The 25620-nt window shown below is 42.3% G+C and carries 22 protein-coding genes; 13 read left to right on the top strand and 9 right to left on the bottom strand.

Features of this window, described 5'->3' with window-relative positions; genetic code table 11:
- Positions 1–195 precede the first annotated feature (195 nt).
- Both clpA and clpS read right to left on the bottom strand, forming a co-directional pair.
- Positions 196–2460 carry an ATP-dependent Clp protease ATP-binding subunit ClpA gene (gene clpA, locus MHN30_RS07785; protein WP_017219467.1) on the bottom strand — a complete coding sequence of 755 codons (2265 nt, stop codon included), beginning with the start codon at positions 2458–2460 and terminating at the stop codon, positions 196–198.
- Between the two features lie 28 nt (positions 2461–2488).
- Entirely contained in the window at positions 2489–2806 is a 318-nt protein-coding gene (gene clpS, locus MHN30_RS07790) for an ATP-dependent Clp protease adapter ClpS (protein ID WP_010379297.1), read from the bottom strand.
- 199 nt (positions 2807–3005) lie between these two features.
- On the opposite strand from clpS, the gene cspD reads away from it, so the two are divergent.
- The 8 genes from cspD to MHN30_RS07830 all read left to right on the top strand — a co-directional run bounded on the left by cspD (position 3006) and on the right by MHN30_RS07830 (position 12044).
- The gene (gene cspD, locus MHN30_RS07795; RefSeq protein ID WP_010379294.1) at positions 3006–3224 is read left to right on the top strand and encodes a cold shock domain-containing protein CspD; all 219 of its coding nucleotides are present in this window, start codon (positions 3006–3008) and stop codon (positions 3222–3224) included.
- Positions 3225–3715: 491 nt separating this feature from the next.
- Positions 3716–5935, top strand: a complete 2220-nt coding sequence (locus MHN30_RS07800) for an NADP-dependent isocitrate dehydrogenase (protein WP_239359169.1) — start codon at positions 3716–3718, stop codon at positions 5933–5935.
- Positions 5936–6046: 111 nt separating this feature from the next.
- On the top strand, positions 6047–6715 hold the full coding sequence (locus MHN30_RS07805; RefSeq protein ID WP_239359171.1) for a pseudouridine synthase: 669 nt from the start codon (positions 6047–6049) through the stop codon (positions 6713–6715).
- Between the two features lie 114 nt (positions 6716–6829).
- Complete coding sequence (gene mnmA, locus MHN30_RS07810) at positions 6830–7930, top strand: tRNA 2-thiouridine(34) synthase MnmA (protein WP_010379287.1); 1101 nt, start codon at positions 6830–6832, stop codon at positions 7928–7930.
- Positions 7930–8532 (top strand): high frequency lysogenization protein HflD, encoded by a 603-nt coding sequence (gene hflD, locus MHN30_RS07815; RefSeq protein WP_010604919.1) that lies wholly within the window; start codon positions 7930–7932, stop codon positions 8530–8532. The genes mnmA and hflD overlap by 1 nt, the downstream gene beginning before the upstream one ends.
- A gap of 274 nt (positions 8533–8806) precedes the next feature.
- Positions 8807–10177 carry an adenylosuccinate lyase gene (gene purB, locus MHN30_RS07820; protein WP_039497692.1) on the top strand — a complete coding sequence of 457 codons (1371 nt, stop codon included), beginning with the start codon at positions 8807–8809 and terminating at the stop codon, positions 10175–10177.
- 87 nt (positions 10178–10264) lie between these two features.
- A complete protein-coding gene (locus tag MHN30_RS07825; RefSeq protein ID WP_239359173.1) occupies positions 10265–11452 on the top strand; it encodes a cupin domain-containing protein in 1188 nt (395 codons plus the stop codon).
- Positions 11453–11585: 133 nt separating this feature from the next.
- Positions 11586–12044, top strand: coding sequence for a GNAT family N-acetyltransferase (locus MHN30_RS07830; protein WP_130164209.1), 459 nt, complete (start codon positions 11586–11588; stop codon positions 12042–12044).
- On the opposite strand, the gene MHN30_RS07835 is transcribed toward MHN30_RS07830, so the two are convergent.
- On the bottom strand, positions 12028–12477 hold the full coding sequence (locus MHN30_RS07835; RefSeq protein WP_017219474.1) for a DUF4826 family protein: 450 nt from the start codon (positions 12475–12477) through the stop codon (positions 12028–12030). The two genes, MHN30_RS07830 and MHN30_RS07835, sit on opposite strands and share 17 nt — an antisense overlap.
- Positions 12478–12766: 289 nt before the next feature.
- Here MHN30_RS07835 and MHN30_RS07840 point away from each other — a divergent pair, with 289 nt between their 5' ends.
- The 5 genes from MHN30_RS07840 (at position 12767) to MHN30_RS07860 (ending at position 19769) form a co-directional block, all read left to right on the top strand.
- On the top strand, positions 12767–13525 hold the full coding sequence (locus MHN30_RS07840; RefSeq protein WP_239359175.1) for a MipA/OmpV family protein: 759 nt from the start codon (positions 12767–12769) through the stop codon (positions 13523–13525).
- A complete protein-coding gene (locus MHN30_RS07845) occupies positions 13515–14588 on the top strand; it encodes an efflux RND transporter periplasmic adaptor subunit (protein WP_165384102.1) in 1074 nt (357 codons plus the stop codon). Before MHN30_RS07840 ends, MHN30_RS07845 begins: the two co-directional genes overlap by 11 nt.
- Before the next feature lie 104 nt (positions 14589–14692).
- On the top strand, positions 14693–17758 hold the full coding sequence (locus MHN30_RS07850) for an efflux RND transporter permease subunit (protein WP_239359177.1): 3066 nt from the start codon (positions 14693–14695) through the stop codon (positions 17756–17758).
- On the top strand, positions 17755–18420 hold the full coding sequence (locus tag MHN30_RS07855; protein WP_099029239.1) for a response regulator transcription factor: 666 nt from the start codon (positions 17755–17757) through the stop codon (positions 18418–18420). Before MHN30_RS07850 ends, MHN30_RS07855 begins: the two co-directional genes overlap by 4 nt.
- Positions 18417–19769, top strand: a complete 1353-nt coding sequence (locus MHN30_RS07860; RefSeq protein WP_239359179.1) for an ATP-binding protein — start codon at positions 18417–18419, stop codon at positions 19767–19769. Before MHN30_RS07855 ends, MHN30_RS07860 begins: the two co-directional genes overlap by 4 nt.
- A 62-nt stretch (positions 19770–19831) precedes the next feature.
- Here the strand turns inward: MHN30_RS07860 and MHN30_RS07865 are convergent, their stop codons facing one another.
- The 6 genes from MHN30_RS07865 to MHN30_RS07890 form a co-directional block, all read right to left on the bottom strand.
- Positions 19832–20347 carry a hypothetical protein gene (locus tag MHN30_RS07865; protein ID WP_130164214.1) on the bottom strand — a complete coding sequence of 172 codons (516 nt, stop codon included), beginning with the start codon at positions 20345–20347 and terminating at the stop codon, positions 19832–19834.
- Between the two features lie 63 nt (positions 20348–20410).
- Positions 20411–22066 carry a biotin/lipoyl-containing protein gene (locus tag MHN30_RS07870; protein ID WP_239359181.1) on the bottom strand — a complete coding sequence of 552 codons (1656 nt, stop codon included), beginning with the start codon at positions 22064–22066 and terminating at the stop codon, positions 20411–20413.
- Between the two features lie 125 nt (positions 22067–22191).
- Positions 22192–23142: an ATP-binding protein gene (locus tag MHN30_RS07875; protein WP_239359183.1), complete on the bottom strand. Its 951-nt coding sequence runs from the start codon at positions 23140–23142 to the stop codon at positions 22192–22194.
- Positions 23143–23146: 4 nt separating this feature from the next.
- Positions 23147–23686 carry a heme NO-binding domain-containing protein gene (locus MHN30_RS07880; protein ID WP_039497675.1) on the bottom strand — a complete coding sequence of 180 codons (540 nt, stop codon included), beginning with the start codon at positions 23684–23686 and terminating at the stop codon, positions 23147–23149.
- 130 nt (positions 23687–23816) lie between these two features.
- On the bottom strand, positions 23817–25214 hold the full coding sequence (locus MHN30_RS07885; RefSeq protein WP_239359185.1) for a hypothetical protein: 1398 nt from the start codon (positions 25212–25214) through the stop codon (positions 23817–23819).
- 100 nt (positions 25215–25314) lie between these two features.
- Positions 25315–25611 (bottom strand): DUF1330 domain-containing protein, encoded by a 297-nt coding sequence (locus tag MHN30_RS07890; protein WP_239359187.1) that lies wholly within the window; start codon positions 25609–25611, stop codon positions 25315–25317.
- Positions 25612–25620 lie beyond the last annotated feature (9 nt).

Here is a 25620-nt window from a genome sequence, read left to right on the forward strand (position 1 = left end):
TAAGTTGATGCCGTAAACTCGTTGATACCCAAGCGACTTCAACATATAGATGTTACTTAGGTATACCAAGTTCATTCAAGCAATTAGTATACACGAACGACTAGCACTGAGTTTGAGAGACGATAATACCGCATCAAACTGAGTGATAACAAAAAGCCCAGCAACGCTGGGCCTTTTATAAATACTTCAGAGGTTTTATGCTGACACCGCTTCCGTTTGGTAATCAAAGGATAACTTGTTGTCTTTCACTGTAACTTTCACTGTCCCACCATCAGACAAATGACCAAACAAGATTTCATTGGCAAGTGGCTTTTTCAGGTTGTCCTGAATAACCCTCGCCATTGGACGAGCCCCCATTGCCTTGTCGTAACCCAGATCTGCCAGCCAATCTCGTGCTTGCGCCGTAAGTTCCAGATTAACCGATTTCTTATCAAGCTGCGCTTGCAATTCAACAATGAATTTATCAACAACTTGCAAGATAACTTCTTTCTCTAGGTGGTTGAACCAAATGATGTTATCCAAGCGGTTTCTAAACTCTGGTGTGAACACCTTATTGATTTCTACCATGGCATCATGAGAGTAGTCTTGCTGCTGGAATCCAATCGATTGACGAACAGTCTCTTGCACACCCGCATTTGTTGTCATCACCAACACAATGTTTCTAAAGTCTGCCTTACGACCATTGTTGTCTGTTAGTGTACCATGATCCATAACCTGCAATAGAATGTTGTAGATGTCTGGGTGCGCTTTCTCTATTTCATCGAGCAACACCACTGCATGAGGATGCTTGATTGCAGCCTCGGTCAACAGACCTCCCTGCTCAAAGCCAACATACCCAGGAGGCGCACCTATCAGGCGGCTAACGGCATGGCGCTCAGAATACTCAGACATGTCGAAGCGAATAAATTCTATGCCCATACACTTAGCAAGTTGCTTGGTTACTTCGGTTTTACCGACCCCTGTAGGACCTGCAAACAAGAATGAACCTACAGGCTTGTCTTCATTAGCAAGACCGGAACGTGATAAGCGAATTGCTGATGTTAACGCGTCAATCGACTCATCTTGGCCAAACACCAGCATCTTCAAGTTACGATCAAGATTCTTGAGCGTTTCTTTATCACTAGATGACACGCTTTGCTGTGGAATACGCGCCATTTTAGACACAATCGCTTCAATGTCCGACACATTAATCGTTTTCTTACGTCTTGAAGTTGGCTGTAGCCTCTGACTGGCGCCCGCTTCATCAATGACATCGATTGCTTTGTCAGGCAAATGGCGCTCATTGATATATTTAGCGCTCAGCTCAGCTGCCGCTTTTAACGCTTTTTGCGTGTAACGAATACCGTGGTGCTCTTCATAACGCTCTTTCAAACCATGTAAAATCTTAGTGGTATCTTCGACGCTTGGTTCAACCACATCAATTTTTTGGAAGCGGCGCACTAACGCTCTGTCTTTCTCAAAAATATTCTTGAATTCAGAATATGTTGTTGAGCCCATACAGCGAAGCTGTCCACTCGATAATAGTGGCTTAATTAGATTAGACGCATCCATCACACCACCTGAAGCAGCGCCAGCGCCGATAATGGTATGGATTTCATCAATAAATAATATCGCATGAGGTTTCGATTGAAGTTCTTTTAGTAGCGCTTTAAAGCGCTTCTCAAAGTCACCGCGATATTTTGTACCCGCAAGTAATGCCCCCATATCCAGTGAGTAAACCACTGCATCGGCAATTACATCGGGTACCTGATTATTAACTATTCGATACGCTAAACCTTCAGCAATCGCGGTTTTACCAACCCCCGCTTCACCAACGAGTAATGGGTTATTTTTCTTACGACGGCACAGTACCTGAACCGTACGCTCAACTTCCTCATCACGACCAACCAGCGGATCAATGCGGCCAGATTCCGCTTGAATATTTAGATTAGAAGTGAAATTTTCCAGCTTGGTTTTCTCTTCCTGTTGCATTTCACCGCTATCGTCTTGCATTTCTTCATGATCTTCTTGCTCGTGATCATCTTCAATCTTAGAGATACCATGACTAATGAAATTAACGATATCCAAGCGGCTCACGTCAGCCTTTTTCAGTAAATAAACAGCTTGGCTTTCTTGCTCAGAAAAAATAGCAACAAGTACATTTACTCCAGTCACTTCTGAGCGACCAGAGGATTGAACATGGAATACAGCGCGTTGTAGCACACGTTGAAAACCAAGTGTTGGTTGTGTTTCTCTGTCTTCCTCTAAATCAGGAATAACAGGCGTAGTTTCATCAATAAACTCTGATAACTCGCGCTTCAAGGTATCCATATCGACACCACAAGCATCAAGCGCCTCACTAGCAGAAGGGTTATCGATCAATGCAAGTAATAAATGCTCAACCGTCATAAATTCGTGACGGCGAGAACGAGCCTCGCGAAACGCGGCATTAAGAGTAAGTTCTAAGTCTTTGTTTAGCATTGGCAACCCCCAACAAGAAATTTATAGGTCATTCCTGCTCACAACTACAGAGCAGCGGGTGCTCGTTGTCACGAGCATATCGGTTTACCTGCTCAGCCTTAGTATGGGCTATGTCAGCAGGGTATACTCCACATACCGCTTTTCCCTTGTGATGCACTTCAAGCATCACCTCAGTTGCTCTCTCGCTATCCATATTGAAGAATGTCGTCAATACCTCGACAACAAAATCCATGGGCGTGTAATCATCATTATTCAAAATCACTTTATATTTTCGCGGCGGTTGAAGCTGCTGCTTCTGTTCCTCGCGAACGGCGTCCAATACACCAGAATCTTTTGTCCCACTCATAATAAATATAGTCTTGTCTTATATACTCAAGCAAATAGATTTGAGAAATAAATAAAATGTTAAAAAAAAGAGCAAAAAACTTGACTGCTTGCTCATATAAACTACAGTCTTACATGACTGTCTAATCTATGGGCAGTTTAGCAAAATTAAAAGAGTAGATTAACTTTAATTTAGTCAACTTATAGAAGGATGTAGAAGTATGGCTTGCGGAAAAGTCAAATGGTTCAATAACGCCAAAGGGTTTGGTTTCATCGTAGAAGACGGCAGTGACGAAGATATCTTTGCTCATTACTCAACGATTGTAATGGATGGATACAAGACGCTTAAAGCTGGTCAGGATGTATCATTCGAGCTACAACAAGGACCTAAGGGTCTACACGCAACCAACATCGCTCCAATTACGGAAGATGTTGTATAAGTGTTAAGTAGTTTTTGGCTAAAGCGGGTTACATGAGTGCTCGCTTATTCCTCTCTTTGAATCGCTCCACCAAATCTAAAAGAAATTTTCAGCCTTTCCTTTATCAAGTTTGTTATAACTTTTCACTTTTGCACTTTAAATTTAATAATTAGCCCCCATATGCAAACACTGTTAGACTAAAGCACGCTTGCAAAGTCAATTTCAGGTTGGTTAGATATTGCTACTTTGATGCATTTCAATGCTGAATGAATACCAGTTATTGTGATAAGCCAAAAGTATAAATACCTAACAAACTTGCTAATGCTGCGCTACCTAGACATAGATCCTAACGAGGATTGTCGAGGTTTTTTGCATCTTTCACTAATCGCTTAGTGAACTGGTCCAGTTTAAACCGGCTACAACAACACGTTGTTGAGTGTGAAAATTGCGTTGCTTAGTCCTATTAGCAATTGTTGAACGGCGTAACAGCCCACAACTATCTAGGAATGATGATGACATCGAAAATTATCTATACCAAAACAGATGAAGCCCCGGCTCTCGCAACTTACTCGCTATTGCCAATCATCCAAGCATTCACTAAGCCTGCAAATATCGAAGTTGAAACTCGCGATATTTCACTTGCAGGACGTATCATTGCGACTTTCCCTGAGTACTTAAAAGAAGAACAACGTATTGGTGATGCACTCGCTGAGCTAGGTGCACTTGCTAAAACGCCTGAAGCTAACATCATCAAGTTACCTAATATCAGTGCTTCAATTCCACAACTTCGTGCAGCGATTAAAGAATTGCAAGCTAAAGGTTACGCGCTCCCAGAGTATCCTTCTGAAGCCAAAACAGACGAAGAAGCAGATGTTAAAGCACGTTATGACAAAATCAAAGGCAGTGCAGTAAACCCTGTACTTCGTGAAGGTAACTCAGACCGCCGTGCCCCAACTTCAGTCAAAGGCTACGCTCGTAAAAACCCGCATTCAATGGGTGCTTGGTCTAAAGATTCACAGTCTTATGTTGCATCAATGGCTGACGGTGACTTCTTCGGTTCTGAACAGTCGGTAACGGTTACTGAAGCGACTGATGTTCGTATTGAACACGTGGCGAGCAATGGTGACATCACCGTACTTAAACAAAGCACACCACTACTTGCGGGTGAAATCATTGACGCCTCTCGTATGAGTGTACAGGCACTACGTGAATTCTTAGCAGCGCAAGTACAAGAAGCAAAAGATAAAGGCGTTTTATTCTCGCTACACATGAAAGCAACCATGATGAAGGTGTCAGATCCAATCATCTTTGGTCATGCTGTAAAAGTATTCTACAAAGACGTATTCGAAAAGCATGCGGCGACATTTGCTGAAATCGGTGTTGATGCAAGCAACGGTGTTGGCGACGTGTACTCAAAAATTGAGTCGTTGGACGACGCGAAGCGCAAAGAAATCGAAGCTGACCTTGCAGCAGTTTACGAGACAGCACCTGATATCGCGATGGTAGACTCAGACCGTGGTATTACAAACCTGCATGTACCTAGTGACGTGATCATCGATGCATCAATGCCTGCAGCAATTCGTTCAAGCGGTCAGATGTGGAATGCTGAAGGTAAACAACAAGATACTGCTTTTGTGATCCCTGATCGTTGTTACTCAGGTGTGTACGGCGCAACTATCGATTTCTGTAAAGAAAATGGTGCATTTGACCCACGTACTATGGGTACAATTCCTAACGTCGGTCTAATGGCACAAAAAGCGGAAGAGTACGGTTCACACGACAAAACGTTTGAAGCGCCATCAGCTGGCACAATCCGCGTTGTTGATGCTGCGGGCAACACTTTACTTGAGCATACCGTTGCTGAAGGCGACATCTGGCGTATGTGTCAGGTGAAAGATGCACCGATCAAAGACTGGGTAAAACTAGCGGTTAACCGTGCTCGCGCAACGAATACACCTGCCGTTTTCTGGTTAGACGAAGTCCGTGCTCATGACGCTGAACTTATCAAAAAGGTAAACGCATGTTTGCCTGAGCATGACACTGATGGCCTTGAAATCCTAATCAAAGCACCAGTAGATGCAACGCTATACTCACTAGAGCGCATGAAAAAAGGCGAAGATACTATTTCAGTAACGGGTAACGTGTTACGTGACTATCTAACTGACCTATTCCCAATTTTAGAGCTTGGTACCAGTGCAAAAATGCTATCTATCGTTCCACTAATGAATGGCGGTGGTTTATTTGAAACTGGTGCGGGTGGTTCTGCGCCAAAACACGTACAACAGTTCGAAAAAGAAAACCACTTGCGTTGGGACTCGCTAGGCGAATTCCTTGCACTTGCTGCTTCTTTTGAGCATTTGAGCCAAACAACGGGTAATGCTAAGGCACAAGTACTTGCAGATACATTAGATGCAGCAACGGCTAAATTCTTAGATGAAAACAAGTCACCTTCACGTAAAGTGAAAGAGCTTGATAACCGTGGTAGCCATTTCTACCTCGCAATGTACTGGGCTCAAGAGCTTGCTGCACAAAACAAAGATGCAGAGCTTAAAGCTAAGTTTGAAAATGTTGCTGCGGAACTAACAGCAAAAGAGGCTGATATTGTTGCAGCACTGAATGAAGCACAAGGTCAAGCAATGGATGTTGGTGGTTATTACCAGCCGGAAGATGACAAAGCGTTCGCAGCTATGCGTCCTTCTGCGGTATTTAACGACGTATTAGCGTCACTGTAATCTTCAGATAACAGTCAAAAAGCGGCCCAAGGGTCGCTTTTTTGCTTTCAGGCGACACTCGCGAGCAATTACGCTAAAATGCCATTTTTCGTGAACCTTAGGAATGTGGCGATGAACACAAGTAGTAGAGCCAGCACAAATAACAAAAGAAAATCACATGCTAACAAGCCCGCATTCTCTAGACACACCACAACGCGGAAAAAACCAATAACTAATCGGCAGTCAAAACCCGCCTTACCGCCAGAGCAAGTAAAAGTCGTTCTATTTAATAAACCTTTTGATGTTTTGTGTCAGTTTACTGATGATCAAAATCGTCAAACATTGGCTGACTTTATTGATATCAAAGATGTGTATGCAGCAGGTCGCTTGGATAGAGATAGTGAGGGACTATTGCTACTGACCAACTGCGGTAAATTACAAAACACCCTGACTTCTCCTAAAAAATCGACCTATAAAACCTACTGGGTTCAGGTCGAAGGAGAGCCAAGTAGCGAAAGCCTAAATGCGCTTAGAAACGGTGTAGAACTAAAAGATGGTCCAACTTTACCTGCCAAAGTAGAAGTAATAACTGAGCCCAATGTTTGGCCACGTAACCCGCCGATTAGAGAACGCAAAAATATCCAGACAACCTGGCTTTCTATTTCCATCAAAGAAGGACGTAATAGACAAGTTCGTCGTATGACGGCGCATATTGGTCATCCCACGCTTAGACTTATTCGCGCACAAATAGGCAAATATAGTCTGGGCGATCTTAAAAACGGTGAATATCGAGTGCTTTAGCATTTCCTACTAGGACTTTTCTCCTGCGCTTGAACGCCTCACGGACGTGCAATTTAAAGAGATTTGAGTATAATAAGCGCTTTCTATCTGAGCATTAAGATTAATAGCGAAATTATGAGCGATAATAGTCACATTAAAGTCATTGTCGGAATGTCCGGCGGTGTAGATTCTTCTGTATCTGCCTACCTTTTAAAACAACAAGGCTATCAAGTTGAAGGCCTGTTTATGAAGAACTGGGAAGAAGATGACAATGATGAGTATTGTGCAGCAGCTGAAGATCTAAAAGATGCTCAGGCAGTGTGTGATAAGTTAGGTATTGAGCTACACACAGTGAACTTTGCTGCTGAATACTGGGACAATGTGTTTGAACACTTCCTTGAAGAATACAAGGCTGGCCGTACACCAAACCCAGACATCATGTGCAACAAAGAAATCAAATTTAAAGCATTTTTACAGTTTGCAGCAGAAGCGTTGGGCGCGGACTATATCGCAACTGGCCACTATGTTCGTCGCGCGGAGCGTGACGGTAAATTCGTTATGCTTCGTGGAGATGACGAGAACAAAGATCAAAGCTACTTCCTTTACACATTAAGCCATGAACATATTGCGCAAACACTCTTCCCTGTGGGTGAAATTGAAAAGCCAGAAGTGCGTAAAATTGCAGAAGATCAAGGCTTAATCACGCACGATAAAAAAGATTCAACCGGGATCTGCTTTATCGGCGAGCGCAAATTTAAAGACTTCCTTGCCAAATTTTTGCCCGCGCAGCCTGGTGTGATTGAAGATTGTGAAGGTAATCATGTTGGTGAGCATGAAGGCTTGATGTACCACACGCTAGGTCAACGTAAGGGCCTATTAATTGGTGGTTCAAAAGAAGGCAACGGCGAACCTTGGTATGTGGTCGATAAAGATATCGAACGTAATGTACTGGTTGTTGGTCAAGGTAAAAACCACCCTCGCCTGTTCAGCAACGGTTTAAACGCAAATCAACTACATTGGGTCGACCGCGTAGGTCCGCAAGGTACAACTCGCTGCACGGTAAAAACACGTTATCGCCAAACCGACATCCCTTGTACGTTATTAGTTGGCCAAGATGGTATGGCACGTGTGCTATTCGATGAGCCACAAAAAGCCGTAACTCCTGGACAATCTGCGGTATTCTACGCAAATGACGTGTGCCTTGGCGGCGGTATTATTGAGTCGGTGATTAAATAATGCAAAACCAATACGTAATGCCTCTGGCGGCAATGTGTCAGATCAGTAAACTGGTACAAAAATGTGCGCGTTACGGCACCTTCAATGAAAACGAAGTTGAGGGCTTTTTAAAAAGCATTATTAACACTTCTCCTGAACGCCCAGAGGACGTTTACCCAGACAAATTTGCCATCAAAACAGGCTGTCGAACACTAATTGAACAGCTTTCGGCTGGCGGCGAAAAAGACGTTGAAATGGTTAAATATGTTGGCGCGATGATGCAATTAGAGCGAGTGCTAAGTAACGATAGCAAATCTCTTGATTTGTTAGCACAAAAAATTCAGCAAGTTGAGCGCCAGTTATTACACTTTGATATCTGTGAAAGTCAAGTTGTTGCCGCACTTGCCGACATTTACGGTCAAGTGATAAGCCCTCTTGGTCCTAAGATCCAAGTATTCGGTAAGCCTGAGTTATTAAAACAAACAGCAACACAACAAAAAATTCGGGCACTATTACTCGCGGGGATCCGTAGTGCAGTACTGTGGCGCCAACTCGGCGGTAAACGTCGCCATTTCTTTTTTGCGAAAAAGAAAATCATTACTGCTGCAAAAAGTTATATGTAATACCAATTTGTCTTAATACTTGCTCAATTTGAAGGGAGCAAATCTGACGCTAACAGCGTTAAAAATTTTTTATTTAGAACACTAAATAGCAAAATTTTGCCTTGCCTATATGGATGTAGGTAGCTTGGCGTGAGCAGGATGCGGAAGCGGTGTTATCGACTAGATTTTATCGCCTCAAAGTAGACCACTTAATTAATCAAGTTGGTATAAAATTCGTAGTGGTTCAAATACCACTATCCAAGTATCGTTCAAAAACAAATAGTTAGGAGTTATTATGGAGCTTTCAGCGTTAACCGCTATCTCTCCTGTGGATGGTCGCTATGGTAGCAAGACCAAAGAACTGAGAAGCATCTTCAGTGAATTTGGCTTGATCAAATACCGCGTCATCGTAGAAGTTCGTTGGCTACAAGCGCTAGCGAGCAGCGACGCCATTAAAGAAGTACCTGCTTTCAGCGATGAAGCCAACGCACTTCTTGATAGCATCGTTGAAAACTTCAGCGAAGCAGACGCAGCACGCGTAAAAGAGATTGAGCGCACCACTAACCACGACGTTAAAGCTGTAGAATACCTTCTTAAAGAAAAAGTAGCTGACAATGCCGAGCTAAATGCCGTCAATGAATTTATTCATTTTGCATGTACCTCTGAGGACATCAACAACCTTTCTCATGGCCTAATGCTAACAGAAGCGCGTGACACGGTATTACTGCCATACTGTGATGAGCTACTGAGCGCAATCAAAGACAAAGCGGTTGAGTATAAGTCAATTCCAATGATGACTCGTACACACGGCCAACCTGCTTCACCATCAACTATGGGTAAAGAGTTTGCAAACGTGTATGTTCGTCTGCAACGTCAACGCCAGCAAATTGCTAACGTACAAATGCTGGGTAAAATCAATGGTGCCGTTGGTAACTACAATGCTCACCTAAGCGCTTACCCAGATTACGATTGGCATGCACACAGTGAACGTTTTGTATCAAGCCTAGGTTTGACTTGGAACCCGTTCACAACGCAAATCGAACCGCATGACTATATCGCTGAGCTATTCGATGCGATTGCACGCTTCAATACTATCTTAATTGACTTTGACCGTGACGTTTGGGGTTATATCGCGCTAAACCACTTCAAGCAAAAAACCATTGCTGGTGAGATTGGTTCTTCAACAATGCCTCATAAAGTTAACCCTATCGACTTTGAAAACTCTGAAGGTAACCTTGGCATTGCTAACGCTATCTTTGCGCATCTTGCACAAAAGCTACCTGTTTCACGCTGGCAACGTGACCTAACTGACTCAACAGTTTTACGTAACTTAGGTGTTGGTATGGGTTATGCGCTTATCGCGTATCAAGCAACGCTAAAAGGCGTTAGCAAGTTAGAAGTTAATGCTGAGCGTTTACTTGCTGAGCTTGATGATAACTGGGAACTACTAGCAGAGCCAATCCAAACGGTAATGCGTAAGTACGGTATCGAAAAACCATATGAAAAGCTAAAAGATCTTACTCGTGGTAAACGCGTAAACAAAGAAATCATGGCTGACTTCATCGATAACCTAGACTTGCCAAATGAAGTAAAAGCACAAATGAAAGAAATGACGCCAGCAAACTATATCGGTCGTGCTGAAGCGTTCATTGACGAACTAAACTAAGTATAAAGCGACACCAGCTTCTTACTACTTGGTATAGAATAAGCGAAAGAGTGCACTCTTTCGCTTTTTTATTACTGGAATCTCCCTATGTATCAACTGCAAATAAATGACCTTACCTTCGAACAATTTCTTGCCCAGTATTGGCAAAAGAAGCCACTACTCATCAAGCAAGGATTCCGAGACTTTGAAGACCCAATTGAGCCAGAAGAACTTGCCGGCCTTGCAACTGAAGAATGCATAGAATCTCGAATTGTTACTAATCACAATGATAACTGGGAAGCCCATCACGGCCCTTTTAAACAATTTGATTTACTCACCGATAGCAACAGCACCCTGTTGGTCCAAGCCGTTGATCACTGGCACCCACAAGCCGCACAATTAATAGAAGCGTTTAGATTTATACCAAATTGGCGTATAGACGATCTGATGATCAGCTTTTCGACGCCTGGTGGTGGCGTTGGTCCGCACTTAGATCAATATGATGTTTTTATAATTCAAGGACAAGGTAAACGTCATTGGCGAGTCGGCGAACGCGACAACAGCCTAAAGCAATTTGCGCGCAACAAGAGTCTATTACAAGTAGAGCAATTCGAAGCGGTCATTGATGCAGTTCTTGAACCGGGTGATATCTTATATATTCCACCAGCTTGTCCTCACGAAGGTTATGCAGTTGAGGATGCTTTAAACTACTCAGTTGGCTTTAGAGCGCCTGATCAAAAAGACTTGCTTTCAAGCTTTGCTGATCACGTAATTGATATGGAAGCTGGAAAACGCCGTTTTAGCGATCCAGAATTACAACGCAGAGCGTCTATTGGCGAAGTGACCTGCGACGACCAACAACAGATAAAGTCTCTGCTCAATGCTTTACTTGAAGATAAAGCACTATACAGTCAATGGCTTGGAAAAACACTCAGCGAACCAAAACATGAGATGGATCTCGCGCCATTAGACCCCGTAATTGATCCTCAGGAGCTTCTCGAGATCGCCAAAGATAACCCATTGGTTTATCGCGCTGGTGGAGTACGTGCGATTTACCAAATCTGTGACGATCATATTTTGTTCAGTGTTAATGGTGAAAACTATGAATTAGACCATCATTGTTTAGATGCCGTAAAGCAGCTAAGCGATCATGTTGAGTTTGAGTTTAATGCAATAATTCCTGCATTAAATAGTTTGGAATTTAAACAAACGTTAACTAAACTGATTAATGATGGGACCTACTTCGTTGAAGACAGTGATCCAGCCGATGCTGACTTCGATGAGGGCTGGGAGTAGAGCCTGTTAGAACAAGATAGCCGCGTTCACAAAAACAACAATATGCCGCGAAAGCCTTGATCTTCAAGGTTTTCGCAAGCTCTAGCTTGTCACTAAACAGGGAATGCAGGTGCAATCTGTAGATGGGGGCAGTATGAGTTATAGGATCAGTAGAGTAACTTGGCAAACCAAAAAATTGGAGCTCAAAGCGATACGCGAGCGCGTATTTGTGTATGAACTTCACATTCCTAAAGAAGTTGAGTTTGATCAGCAGGATATCACTGCTGAACACTTAATTATTATTGACGAATTCGATGGGCCAGTTGGCACAGGACGACTGTGTGAAGACGGCTTGTTAAGCCGTATCGCGATATTCAAATCTCACCGTAATCGAGAAGCTTATGCCTCATTGATTGGGGGACTTGTTGACTTGGCAAAAGACAAAGGCTTTGAAGATGTTTTTATCCAATGCATTTTGGATGAAGTGCCCGAATTTTTACAATCAGGGTTTTCTACACATGGTCACGTATTTATGGAAGCAGGCATTCCAAGACAGCGCTTGAAATGCCCTATCCAATCACTCAAGATGGATCCGTTTACGATGCTTCATTAGCCCAAAGTTCATCTTTAGCGAAAAGGTCATATAGACCGTGAGCTCGGTTTACTAGTAGATTAGCAAACTGGGCTTGTGTTTTTTCTACTGGCTTTGCAGACATAATTTCTTCCGCTTTCATCTGCCAATGGAATGAAAAATAGCGCAGTGCTTCACGAGCTGTAGCGGCTGCTGATGCCTCAATATGATCCGTTGGTAGATTACCTGTGATCACCCAATACTTTTTGCCGTTTTGACCTTTGATTTTCCAAAGCGCAACCAATGGTTCAATATAGCGACATTCTTTTTCAATAATACTCTGCGGTAACACCCCTTTATCCGCGAGATGTTTTTGTGCAGCTTGTACGCAGCTACGCTGCCATTGTATTGATCTTTGCTGCTGTTGTTCTGGTGTTAACGCCTCTTGCTGCGGTTGGTTTTGTTCTTCACTCATTGTTCGCCCTTTTATTCTTTTTAGATTACCGAATAGCATTTTACTTTATCGTTATTTACGCAGTGCGTTTCATAGCAAATTATCCAGCAAATCGGTTTTGATTCTTATACACCAAGCACTCAAATGCTTGCGAAGTTACCTGATACTAAGCTTTTGCAGTCATAACGGCAATACGAACAAAGGAATTTTGAGTTTATATGATTAATTACTGAGCTGTAAGTTTCGAGAAAGTTTCTTTTTCTATTCTAGCCACATCAACATGATTACTTAAACTCAAGGAATACTGACTATGGCTAGATTACTATTAACGATCACTACTTCTCTTTCATTCTTTTGTTGTTCGTCAGCGTTTGCTGAACAGCAGCCCCAATCAGAAGCGCTAAAATGGGGGATCGGCGGCGCTATTATTGCTCAGGACCAAGGTTATATAGATATTGGAAATGAAACAGAGTTTGTACCGGCCATCGCCATACAATATGGCGACTTCAACCTACTAGGGCCAAGAGCAACCTATAAACTATATCAAGCCGAACAATTTGAAATCAGTGTGGGTGCTCAATTACGGTTAGATGGATTCGAGGCAGCTGATAGCAAGTTCTTTACTGGCATGGAAGACAGAGATATGAGTTTCGATGCTGGATTTGAAGCAGAATATGATACTAGCTTTGGTGAATTTGGATTCGAATTTATGCATGACGTGAGTAGTACACACGAAGGCTATGAAGCCAGCGTAAGCTATGGTGTACCATTTAGATTTGCTGACGGCAGAGTATACCCGTATATCGCTGCGAACTTTCAAAGTGAAGACCTTGTTGATTATTACTATGGTGTCAGAGTAAACGAAGCATTAAGTTCTCGACCCAATTACCTTGGTGAATCCAGCACTGCACTCGAAGTCGGTATTCAAAGCGATTGGTTTTTTGGTAAACATCATATGCTTAAAGCTGATGTTAGTTACACCAGTTACGGTGATGAAATAAAAGATTCTCCCCTTATCGATGCCTCTGGCAACGTACAAGTTTTGCTTGGGTATGTGTATGTTTTTTAGATTAGCAATAATGACGATCACCTTAACGCTTCAGGGCTGCGGTGATCCTTCAAACCTAGAGACTACTGCAGAAAAACGCTCAACGACGCTTATTTCAGTACCTGTAGAGTTAGCTACAACTATTCCGACGAAGCATTTTTATAGTCGTATCACAGGTAGTAATGTTGTCTATGTTGCTTCACTGTCACAAGGGAGAATTGAGTCTTTATATGCCTACTCAGGTCAATTAGTTAAAAAAGGAGACGTGCTAGCGTCCCTCTATTCTCCAAGACTTAGCGCACAGCTGCGTGAAAAGCAAGCGTTACTAGCCAGTTCTAAACGTACTGAGCAAAAGACACAGATTGATTTCGACCGAGCTAAAAAGCTCTTTACGGAGAAGCTTATAGCAAATTCTGCATTTGAGTCCGCAAGGCTTGCGTTTAATATTGCAACTCAGCAAGTCCAAGCAGCACAAGCTCAGGTTGAAGAGGCAAAGAATGCACTGAATGAGAACAAAATATTCGCTCGAAAGGAAGGTATCGTCACCAATATTTACGCTCGTTCAGGTGATGTTGTCTCTGCGGGACAGCCAATTTTCCAACTCCAGACATTATCTACGCTAAAGGCTGAATTTCAGCTCCCTGAACAAGAATTTATTGCTTTACAACTTAACCAAACCGTTCACATAGCCATTCCTTCGCTAAGCAAAAGTCTAAGCGGTAAAATTATAGAGAAAGGTTTACCCTCTAATGCCGTTGGTAAGCTTTTTAAACTTATCGTCGATTTGGAAGTGAGTGACTCTGAACTAGTTGGCCTGCATAGTCGTCTTGAGCTCCCTATCACCAATACACCACTCTATAAAGTGCCAAGCAACGCAATCCACTATGATGCCTTGGGGAAAGCCTATGTGCTGGTTACTGAACCCAAGGTCCAAAGACGCGATGTGACTATTTTTGACAATGATGATAACCAAGTCATAGTCACAGCACCAAAACTGATGGGTAAAAACGTACTCATCACATCGGAGGCCAAGTTAAATTTTAACTTAGCGCTACTGGAAGGTGAGTCTCATGAACAAAAGTAGAAGCTTATTAGTCCTATTCTCGCACTTTGTATTTAACCGACTTCAGCAGCGCTTATTTACAAGCATTACTGGCAGACCTATCAATAGGTTACAGGAGGAAGTTTATGGATAAGCTTCTCCCATCTAATTATCTCACTCCACGTCTAGTACTCGGGCTAACTCTGCTGCTTGTATTCACAGGTATTGTAGGCTGGTTTAAAGCAAAAAGTCAGGAGGACCCCAGCTTCCCCTATCGAAATGGCTTTATTCAAATTGTAAATCCAAGTGCTAGTGTCACTCAACTCAATGATGTCGTTGTTAAGCCACTTGAGCGACGTTTAGCAAAAATTGATGAGATTAATACCATACACGCACGGATAAGAACAGGAAGTGCTGTTATCGATATTGAGCTTAAAGAGCAAGTGTATAATACCGCTTTAGTTTGGCAACGCATCAAAGATGAAGTAGCACCACTGGGTGCAAGCTTAGCTGATAGCCAATTCTATGTAGTAGATCGAGCACAAGATACTCAAGGGATAGTCTTAACCGTGCGCACGGGAAAAGGATTAACAGCAGATAGAAAGCTCGCCCTCGAAGTACGTGATGAGCTTGAGTATCTCGACGTTGTGAGAAGTGCCTCGCTAGTAGGCGACCCCGGGCTTGAATTGGCTATTTCCTATTCTCAAGAGCGAATGCTCGCTTTTGGCCTCTCGCCAGCAGAGATTGCAAAACAGCTACGGGATGCCAATCAGCAAGATAGCCTTGGCGTATTGTCGCAAAATCTAAGTGCGCTATCGCTATTGCCTGTCAATCACCTGCGTAACGACGCTCAGTTAAAAGACGTACAAATAACAACACCTGACGGGTCAAAAATCCCACTCAGCACTCTCGCTGATATTGGCTACCGGACTGCCCCAACTTCAAGCGAGCAATTTTGGAAAAATGGTCAGCGAGTCATCGGTATTGCATTATCTCTACCGCCCAACCAGCATAATATCGCTAACGCAGGGGATACTATCAAACAAGCTATTGCCGACATTAATGCACGATTTACAGATGCTCCCATTAAACTTGAGATTTTCCAGCCCGACTGGTCTCAAAAACGCCGTGAAGGATTAGTAAATTCTCTAATTCAAAGCTGTATCGCTATTTGCGTTGTTTTATTACTATTTCTCTCGGTACAAAGTGCGATTGTTATTAGTTTAACCGTACCCGCTATCGTGTTTTCGTCACTTGCGTTATTTATTACTTTCGATGGCGTTATTCACCAAATGACCATTGCTGGCTTGGTACTCTCACTGGGCTTGATGGTTGATAATTGCATTATCGTAGCTGAGCGCCTGAGTTATTTTCGCAGCAAAGGGTTTACGATGAGATCTGCCTTGACGCACTCTGTGAACGAATTGAAAAAACCGCTTGCGGCGGCAACAATGACTACTATCGCAGCCTTCGTTCCCATGCTGTTGGCAAAAGGCAGTGTCGCTGATTTCATTGCTACTATTCCAGTGCTCGTTATCATCTGCATCTCATTGAGCTATATTGCAGCTTTACTACTGCTTCCTGTACTTTTTGTTTATTTCCCTATTTCCATCCCTTGGCTAGAAAGGTGGCAGGAAACCGTTACTCAGAAACTTTCAACATTTGGCTATCAGCTAGCTCATAAAACATTACAACATCCCGTATACACGATTGTGGCCGCTACTGTCATGCTATGCACTTTACTGTCGCTACCCAATGCCAACGGCAAGTTCTTCCCAAATGCTAACCGCAATCAGATTTATATTGACGTCCAATTGCCGTTAGCTAGCCACATAGAAGCTACAACCAAGACAGCAAATCAAATCGCCGAGTATGCCCTTCAGTATCCTGAAGTCAGCGAAGCGATGGTATTTAGCGGCTTTTCAGGTCCAAGGTTCTACTATAACCTTGCGCAAAAACCAAATGAATCCCATATTGCTCGAGTTGTACTAACGTTGCAGGATGATGTTAACCCGCCTGAATTTTCGCGCTTCATCGATAGTAATTTAAACAAGCAATTTCCTGAAATCTTAATCAACGCCCGTGAGCTCGGGCAAGGACCTCCTATTGAAAGCCCGATTGAGTTGAGGTTGAGTGGCAATGACCGCAAGGCTCTATTCGCAAGCGCTGAAGCTATGCTTATGCACCTCAGACAGCACCCTAAAATCACTTCCCCATATCGTAATTATAGTTTGGGCGCTCCTACCATTAACTTAGAAGCTCAGCAACTTACCTTATCAGCCTTGGGTTTAGCACGCAGCGATATTGCCGAATATATCGCATGGCGTAGCTCTGGACTAAAAGTAACAACTCTTGATTATAATTTCGAACCGATAGATTTGATGATTGTTGACACTACTTCTAATCAAAGTAGTACTGATATTTTAAATACTCAAATCATGCTACCCAACCAATTAAGCATCCCCCTATTTGCGGTCTTGAATGCCGAGGTTATTGGCACACCACCATTTATTGAAAGGCGCGATGGCAAGTTTGTAATGTCTATAAAAGCAGATGTCGCTATGGGAAGTGACGAAGAAGAAATCCTCGAAGCGTTACATCCGACCTTGCTAAAAATCGCGCAGCAACATCAAGTGACGTTAATGTTTGGCGGGGAATTGGAAGAATCAGAACAGGCTAATGGCGCTTTACTACAAACACTTCCTTTTGGAATCGCATTGTTATTTGGGGCATTAATGTTGCAGTTTAATTCATATCGTTTAGCAATATTGGTGATGCTAACTATTCCCCTCGGCGTTGTAGGAGCGCCGGCTATGTTATCTATCGTCGGAGTACCCTTTGGCTTTATGTCAATATTAGGTGTGCTCGCGCTTATGGGTATTGTAGTGAACAGCGCAATTTTGCTGATTGAGCATACTCTTGAACATTTAAATCAAGGCACAGAGCTATCGCAGGCAATTTGTTTATCGGTACAAACGCGTCTTCGTCCTGTTATAGTAACTACATTAACAACCATAGTTGGCATGTTGCCGCTAACTTCCAGTGCAAGCCCTTTGTGGCCACCATTAGCCTTTGCAGTAATTGGAGGTTTGCTGACTTCAACTTTGCTTACGATGCTGATATTGCCGCTTATACTGAAGTTTTTACTATCAAGTAAACGTTTTCAAAAACCACAACTAGAAACAGAAAATAAGGAAATATTAATTCAATGAGAGTGCTAATCACTGAAGATAATCAGCAGCTTGCGACATTTATACAGCAAGCAATTACTCAAGATGGTCACGCCGCTGATATTGCTGCAACTGCTGCACAAAATGAACAGTTAATGCAAAGCTGGCAGTATGATGCCCTCATACTAGATTTAGGCTTGCCAGATAAAGATGGTTTAGAGGTTATTCGCTCAATTCGAAAACAACAAAATGCATTACCAATTTTGATCCTCACCGCGCGTGGCAGTGTCGATGATCGCATCAAAGGACTTGATTTGGGTGCGGATGACTACCTGAATAAACCCTTCGCGATTGACGAGCTTAAGGCAAGACTTCGAGCATTGCTGCGTCGCCCGAGTACCTACACCGGAAATCTATTAACACATAACAATCTTGCTGTTGATACAAAGGCACGTCGTGTCACCGTTGGCTGTGAAAATTTAGCGATGGGGAAAACGGAAGTTGCCATTTTAGAATATATGATCAGAAATGCAGGTTTAACCGTGGGCAAAGATGCGCTTTACGATGCTATCTATGCCATGGGTTTCGAAGTAACGGATAATGCAATCCAAGTTGCAGTGCACAGGATCCGCAAAAAACTAGAATCGTCCAATGCACAAACAACTATCAATACACTGCGCGGTATAGGATATATTTTGACATGAAGCAACTTTCTCTCGCGAAAAAGATATTTCTGCATTTTTTTATTATTGGATCTGCAGTATTCAGCTTGATTGGTGTTAGTTTATATTTATTCTCCACAAATTATGCCAATCTTGCTGTTGAGCAAAGCATGGTTGGTATGAGTGAAGACATTCAAGAGCAACTCTACTTTGATAATACGAATAAGTTAATATATCAATCTGACAGCGTGGCTGAGAAATGGGGCTATGATGCTTTGTACAATAACCTCGTGTTTCGCGTCACACACGCACAAACTGGTACTGTTTTGCTGCAGTCTACGACCAATGAGAGTAGTTCCTCGGCGTTGCAAGCATTGATTGATACTAAAGATATCCCCCTTGGATATTCTCACCTTAATGGTATTGATCGTTATCGCATCGAAACCAACATTGACACCGTCCCAGTGTTCATCGATTTGGGCAGAAATGATCTTATTGGCGAGCTTGCCAATGAAGCTGTCATGCCCGTACTGAGCCAAGTCTCTATTTTTATCATCAGCGCGGCATTTTTAGTGTTTATGGTTGTTGGATATCTGTCTATTCGCTCTATTGTTCGGCCCGTGAAAAGCGTTGCGGAACAACTTCAAAGGATAAGGCCTGAACAACTCAATTTTAGGCTAAGTGAGCAAGGTCTCCCTGTTGAAATCGTTCCCATTGTGCATTCGTTGAATCAAGCGATGGCAAGAGTCGAAACAGGTTTTGATGAACAAAAACGATTTGTTGCTAACGCAGCCCATGAGTTAAAAACCCCGCTTGCAATTCTCAATACCCGTGTTGAACTCGCCCAGTTAGATAAACACACCCACTCTGGTATTTTGGCGGATGTAAGTTATATGACACGTGTTGTACAGCAATTGTTAGACCTGTCTCGTGCGCAGAGCCTTAACGCTTACGAAAAGCATTCGCTCAGTATTGTACCGTTAGCGAAAGAAGCCTGTATGATGCTGGCGCCATTATCTGTCACCATGGATAAACGGCTAGAACTGGAAATTGATGATACTGAAGAAGTAATTACAGGCGATCAGTCCTCCATTCATATCATGATAAAGAATCTCATCGAAAATGCCCTACGCCACAGTACTGAGCAAGCTCAGATTAAAGTAAAGGCCTCTGGAAAATGTATCGAAGTTATGGATAGCGGCCCTGGGATCGATATCCAAAATTATGAAAAAATCTTCGAGCGTTTTTGGCGCAAAGAGCAGTCATCAATGACTGGCAGTGGTCTTGGTCTCGCTATTGTAAAAGAGGTAGTCGATTTACATCACGCCACATTAGATGTTACATGTCAAAATTATATGGGTGGTGCGACCTTTTGTGTCACATTTAAATGACCACCTCCAAACAGCGCCGTATTTATTGTCAGAAATTTTAATCGGTAGATTGAGACCTCAAATCAATAACCAAAGAAAACCAAAGCTTTGTGGTTTTGAACTGCTGTATCGAAAATGAAGTTTACCGTTTCTATGTAGGAAGTTTCCTTCGTATATGGTTCGTCACTACCAAGAAAAACCTGTCGACCCGACTCTAATTCTTCAAAAGGGACACTGTAGAATTCAGGCCAATCATCATTATTGGGGATAGGAATAAATGCTTTATGATTAGATGGCGTCACATCTTCCATTATGTCTAGAAAGTCATCATGGCGAACCATCTCACCAAATTCTTGGCACAGCATTTCATATAAATAACCGTAAATAAAGTTGTCTTCGTCGTCCTCATCTATACTCGTTCCATTTATAATATTCGCCATGCAAGCGGCATATCCCTTAACATCCAGCTCTTCTTCTTGCCCTGCAATTTCATCTCGATATTTGGATAAAAACCTATCCAAAAATTGCTGATCTTTACTTCCCCACACCGCTTTTACTTTTTCTGCATCAACTTGATATGCAATGACATTATAACTCATTAAAAATCTCCTTTTTGAGTAAAATAGCTGGCTAACTTCTTTGCAGCTGCTACAAGCGCGAAGCTATACCAGCAAAAAATAACCTGCCAGCGCAATAACGATTACACTGGCGGCAAACGTAAACACTTTGCCAGAGCTTGCACCTCCTTCTTGAGTGTCTTTGCTACAATCTTCTCTTACATGGGCAATCACTGCAGACTCCGATCGTAAAACCGTTGAAGCTGGGCTAACATGGTCATTTGTTAAATCAACATAGCTATCGCCAGTTTGAGAACTAAAAGGGGGAGATTCATTTTTAAGCTGTGCGTCAATAACCGTGCTATCGGTTGCTTCGACTGCCGCTATGTATTTATGCGCTTCTAAACTATCACATGTAGCCTGATGAAAAGGCCTATTAAGCTCGACCTGCGTAGAAGGTTCATTATCCAAAGCTGGATCTAACAATACTTGAGCTATTAAGGTATCAGTATTATCTTCTTCCGATTCAGGAAGTGTAGTCTCAGGCGCAATATACTCGGGGTGATACAAAGTGACGATCGTTTCACCTGCAACGACTGCTTGCTCAAGCTTTTTGATAAAATCGCACACTACGCCATCATTGGGAGCACAAACTTCAAGGATGGCCTTGTCAGTATAAACATCGCAAAGCCTATCGCCACAAGCAACCATATCTCCTTCTTTAACATAGATTTCAATAATTGTCGCACTATCTACAAAGTCGGGTAATGCATCAATCTGCACGTCAATATTGCCTTTCCCTTTCAACTCATGCTCAGTAGTGATGTCTTCATTACTGAGCATGAGTTGAACTCTCTTCGATATCACTGCAGACTCTGATCGTAAAACCGTTGAAGCTGGACCAACATGGTCATTTGTAAAATCAACATAGCTATCGCCAGTTTGAGTACTAAAAGGGGGAGATTCATTTTTAAGCTGTGCGTCAATAACCGTGCTATCGGTTGCTTCGACTGCCGCTATGTCTTTATGCGCTTCTAAACTATCACATGTAGCCTGATGAGAAGGCCTATTAAGCTCGACCTGCGTAGAAGGTTCATTATCCAAAGCTGGATCTAACAATACTTGAGCTATTAAGGTATCAGTATTATCTTCTTCCGATTCAGGAAGTGTAGTCTCAGGCGCAATATACTCGGGGTGATACAAAGTGACGATCGTTTCACCTGCAACGACTGCTTGCTCAAGCTTTTTGATAAAATCGCACACTACGCCATCATTGGGAGCACAAACTTCAAGGATGGCCTTGTCAGTATAAACATCACAAAGCCTATCGCCACAAGCAACCATATCTCCTTCTTTAACATAGATTTCAATAACCGTTGCACTCTCGACAAAATCGGGTAATACATCGATCTGCACGTCAATATTGCCTTTTCCTTTCAACTCGTGGTCAGTAGTGATGTCTTCATTACTGAGCAGCTGATGAACTCTCTTCGATTCAAGTGCAACTAAGTGGTTTAATTCTGGATCCGGAGTGATTGACATAATAAGCGCATCAGCTTTCAAAACATCGCCTTCGCTCACCACGATTTTACCGATACGGCTGGCTTCTGGCGCTCGTAGCTCCAATACGACCTTACTCGTTTCGATATCACATAAGACTTGATCTTTTGCAACTTGATGTCCTTCAGCTACATAGAGTGTTGCAATTTTTGCAGTATCTATTAACTCAGGCAACACGGGTACTTTCATTTCAATCGTCATAATTTCCCTATTACGTTTAAGTATCCAATTAAAAGATGAGGCTCAAAACCTCAGATGAAAATCACTGATAATATGTCTAATTTAGTCGATTAACGTATTACAAAGTGGGGACAGGTGCAAGCTTCTCACTGCTCCAAAGGAAAGGAAATAGTAAACTGACTACCCACTCCTTCTTGACTTTGAACATCAATTTTCCCTTTGTGCTCTTTTACAATCGCATGAGTAACAGCAAGTCCCATGCCCGTACCTTCGCCGACAGGCTTAGTCGTAAAGAAAGGATCGAACAATCTAGGAAGCACATCAGCATCTATTCCAACTCCGTTGTCGCTAACGCTTAAGATAATATCTTGATCGTTACCCGGTGCGAGTAACACTTCTATTGATTTATGCGACTTATGGCTCATGTCTACCGCATATTTAGCATTCACCAACAGATTGATGATCGCCTGTTTTAGCGCCCCCTCCTTGCAATAGATATTTGGCACATCTTCGACCGCGACGGTTAGCTCGTATCCCTTGAGCTGACCATGAAGTAAACGAAGTGTGTCTTCAACAATAGACTTTAGAGACGCCCTACCGAAACTATCGTTATTGGAGCGAGAGAAATTCATTAAATCATTTACTATGGTTTTAATTCGCTCGCAGCCGTGCAGCGTATCGTGAACGAGATCCGGCAAATCATTCGTAATTTCGTCAATACGTTGCCTTAAATATATATCAATAAGGCGAGTTTCTAATTGCTCTCCTCTCAATTCATTTTGCTCAAGTAATTTTACTGTCTCAAGCAACTGCAAGATTGGCGAGATATAGTAATTAAGTGACTCAAGGTTCCCCGCCACATATGCCAGCGGGTTATTTAATTCATGTGCAACGCCTGCAGATAGTGTCCCTAACGTCGCCATACGTTCGTTGTTTATTAATACAGCTTGTTGATTCTTAAGCTGCGCTAATTGACGTTCAAGTGTTTGGTTAGCCAAATATAACGCACGCGTTTTTTCTTCAAGTAATGACTCGACTTCATCACGTGCACGACGCTCTCTTAGATACGCCTTTTTATAGTCGTTATATTCAGACATCGAATTAATCCAAATGCAGAATGAGTACGCAATGTTTAGCGCCGCTGTGCATGCACTGTGGATGTTCAATTTTTAGTTTGCGACTGTAAAATTGGGCGGCACCATAAAGTAGCCCTTCCGCACAAAAACACAATTTACGATTCGAGCAATACTCTAATACGATAGTTTTGTCATCTTTCACTATCGCCGCAATTGAGGGGAGATTCGGCTCATCGTAAAGCTTTTTTACCTCCATGTGTATCACGCTATCGATAGATAAAACCAATTCTTCAAACGACGCAAATTTTGACGAGATTCCTTTGTGCTTTTCCGCCAAAAATCCAAATAACGACTGTCCGAAAATGGCCAATACATCTGTCAATGGCTTATTCAATTTGTCAGCAACGCCTTGTGCTAACGCAAATAACTCTGCATCTGGGTAGGATGTAGGGGAAACATAAACCCTTCCCTCAGGTGCATGTGCTTCGAGTAACTCATCCCAAGCTTGCATGCCAATCGCTTCTACAACTAATTCTTCTAAACCTCTAAATATCACGCCGCGCATTAAACTCTCCCTTAACAAAGTTGCTGCGTTATATAGTCAAGACTCACCTCGAAACAAGCCTTTGAATTAACTAGCTTGTTTCGTTCTTAATTAAGTGTAGAACAATATTTGGGATGTAATAGATCTTTCTCTATTCAGCTGTAGAAGTTTGTTCGTCAAGTTTAATTGTATCGAGTTCAATTCTTTCAAGCATAGACATATTGAGAAAGTTATCTAGTTCCTCATTATGCGCAAATACCTTTTCTTTTATGCCTTGATAGTAGTCATTTACAATTCCAGATAAATTGCGCTCCATCCAAGTTTCAACAGAGTCTGAGCGTTTAAACGCATCGGGGTTTTCTTCAACATCTTCTAAAATAGATAGCCACATATTGAGCTCAGCTCGCACAGGTATACCTTCTGACTGCTCCATTACGTCATTCATCCAACCGAGTCCCTGATTTTCATAGGCTTTTATCAGCTGATTGTATAACCTACTTTTTTCGTTATCGTCAGCTGGTGCACCTTTAAATTTAACGTATTCTCGATTGTCAGTTCTAAAGTATTCTGTATTCTCATTTTCGTAATTGAGTTTGCTCAATCTTGCGAACAGGTTATTCGGCTCCCGCGTATCCACTTCGTTTAACATTTCTATAAAAGTAGTTCGGTCATTTGCCTTAACCAAGGTTGCCATATCTAGCATGCCACGACTCGTATCAAAATCAGAATTTGCTAAATGCGCGTTCAGATCTAAAAGATCACCGTCTGAGAATTTGTTATCAATGACAAATTTTGCATAGTCATTTAATAATTGGTTGTTCATGTCACCATACGCATTAAACTGGTCGAAAAGATCTGCCTCTCGCACAGTTAAGTCCATGTCTGTTCTACCGTCTTCATCCAATAAATAAGCTGGCAACGCTGGATCTGAAAAAACTTTGTTTTCAGCCTGTTCCATTAAGCTAGACATGGTTTTTACGGTGTCTTTTAATAACTCATCAGACATACTGCTCAGTTTATCAATCAACTTTTCTGAGTAGTCTTCACCCCTTTGACCAAAGCTGTTAACACTAAGTGACTGAACGATAAAATCGGTGAGCTGACCAAGCTCTTCATCCGTTAATCTGTTAGCCACGTCTAGAAGCGATTCTGTGGGCTTGAAGTGTGCAAATTTAGTCTGTTGTTCTTCATTCAAATGGTCGAAGATTGCTAAAAATTCATCAATTTTTTCTCGGCCTTCAAAATCACCGTAAGTATCTTTATAGATACGACCATTTTCATCCGTCCCTATGTGCTCTCGGTGAATACCGTAACTTTTCATGCCTAACATTCTGAATTCAAAATTACGCATAAAGTCTCTATCATATGAGACAGGTGATTCGGTGTAGGAAAAATCAATTGTGAACTCACTATTCACATCTGGAAATTGGGATACCTCTTCATCAGGTCTATCTTTTGCGAGCGTTTTGAGTGCGTCTTGCATTTCTTTCGACGAAGATGGAGCACCAACACTGACATGGTTGGTGTGAAATTGTGGCTTTATATTCATAACCTATATCCTTGTTACAAATTCAATTTACCGCGGAGTTATTAAACGTTATCGACCCACATAGAATAAACTTTACCCAATTTTGCTCCTTGTTTTAGCCTTACCTAATGTAGCTCGCCAAAATATCAAACCCACTGACGCTATCTTCAAAGTATCGCGCCTTTATCTCTACATATTCAGCATCACTGAAGAAGGACTCCATTGAAGCTTGATCAGGAAAATATATGGTAAAAAGTCGATTAGCTTGGCACTGTCCCTCTGTTAGCAAGGTTTCTGCAATATGAAAATCGTTACTAAATCCACCACCATATTGTCTTAAGATTGGCTTCATCGCTTCACGATATTTGGCATATCGCTCGCTGTTATGAATTTCCATCGCCACTAACATCTCATACATAATTTAGCC

This window comes from Pseudoalteromonas sp. OF7H-1, from assembly GCF_022347825.1.
GTDB lineage: Bacteria > Pseudomonadota > Gammaproteobacteria > Enterobacterales > Alteromonadaceae > Pseudoalteromonas > Pseudoalteromonas maricaloris.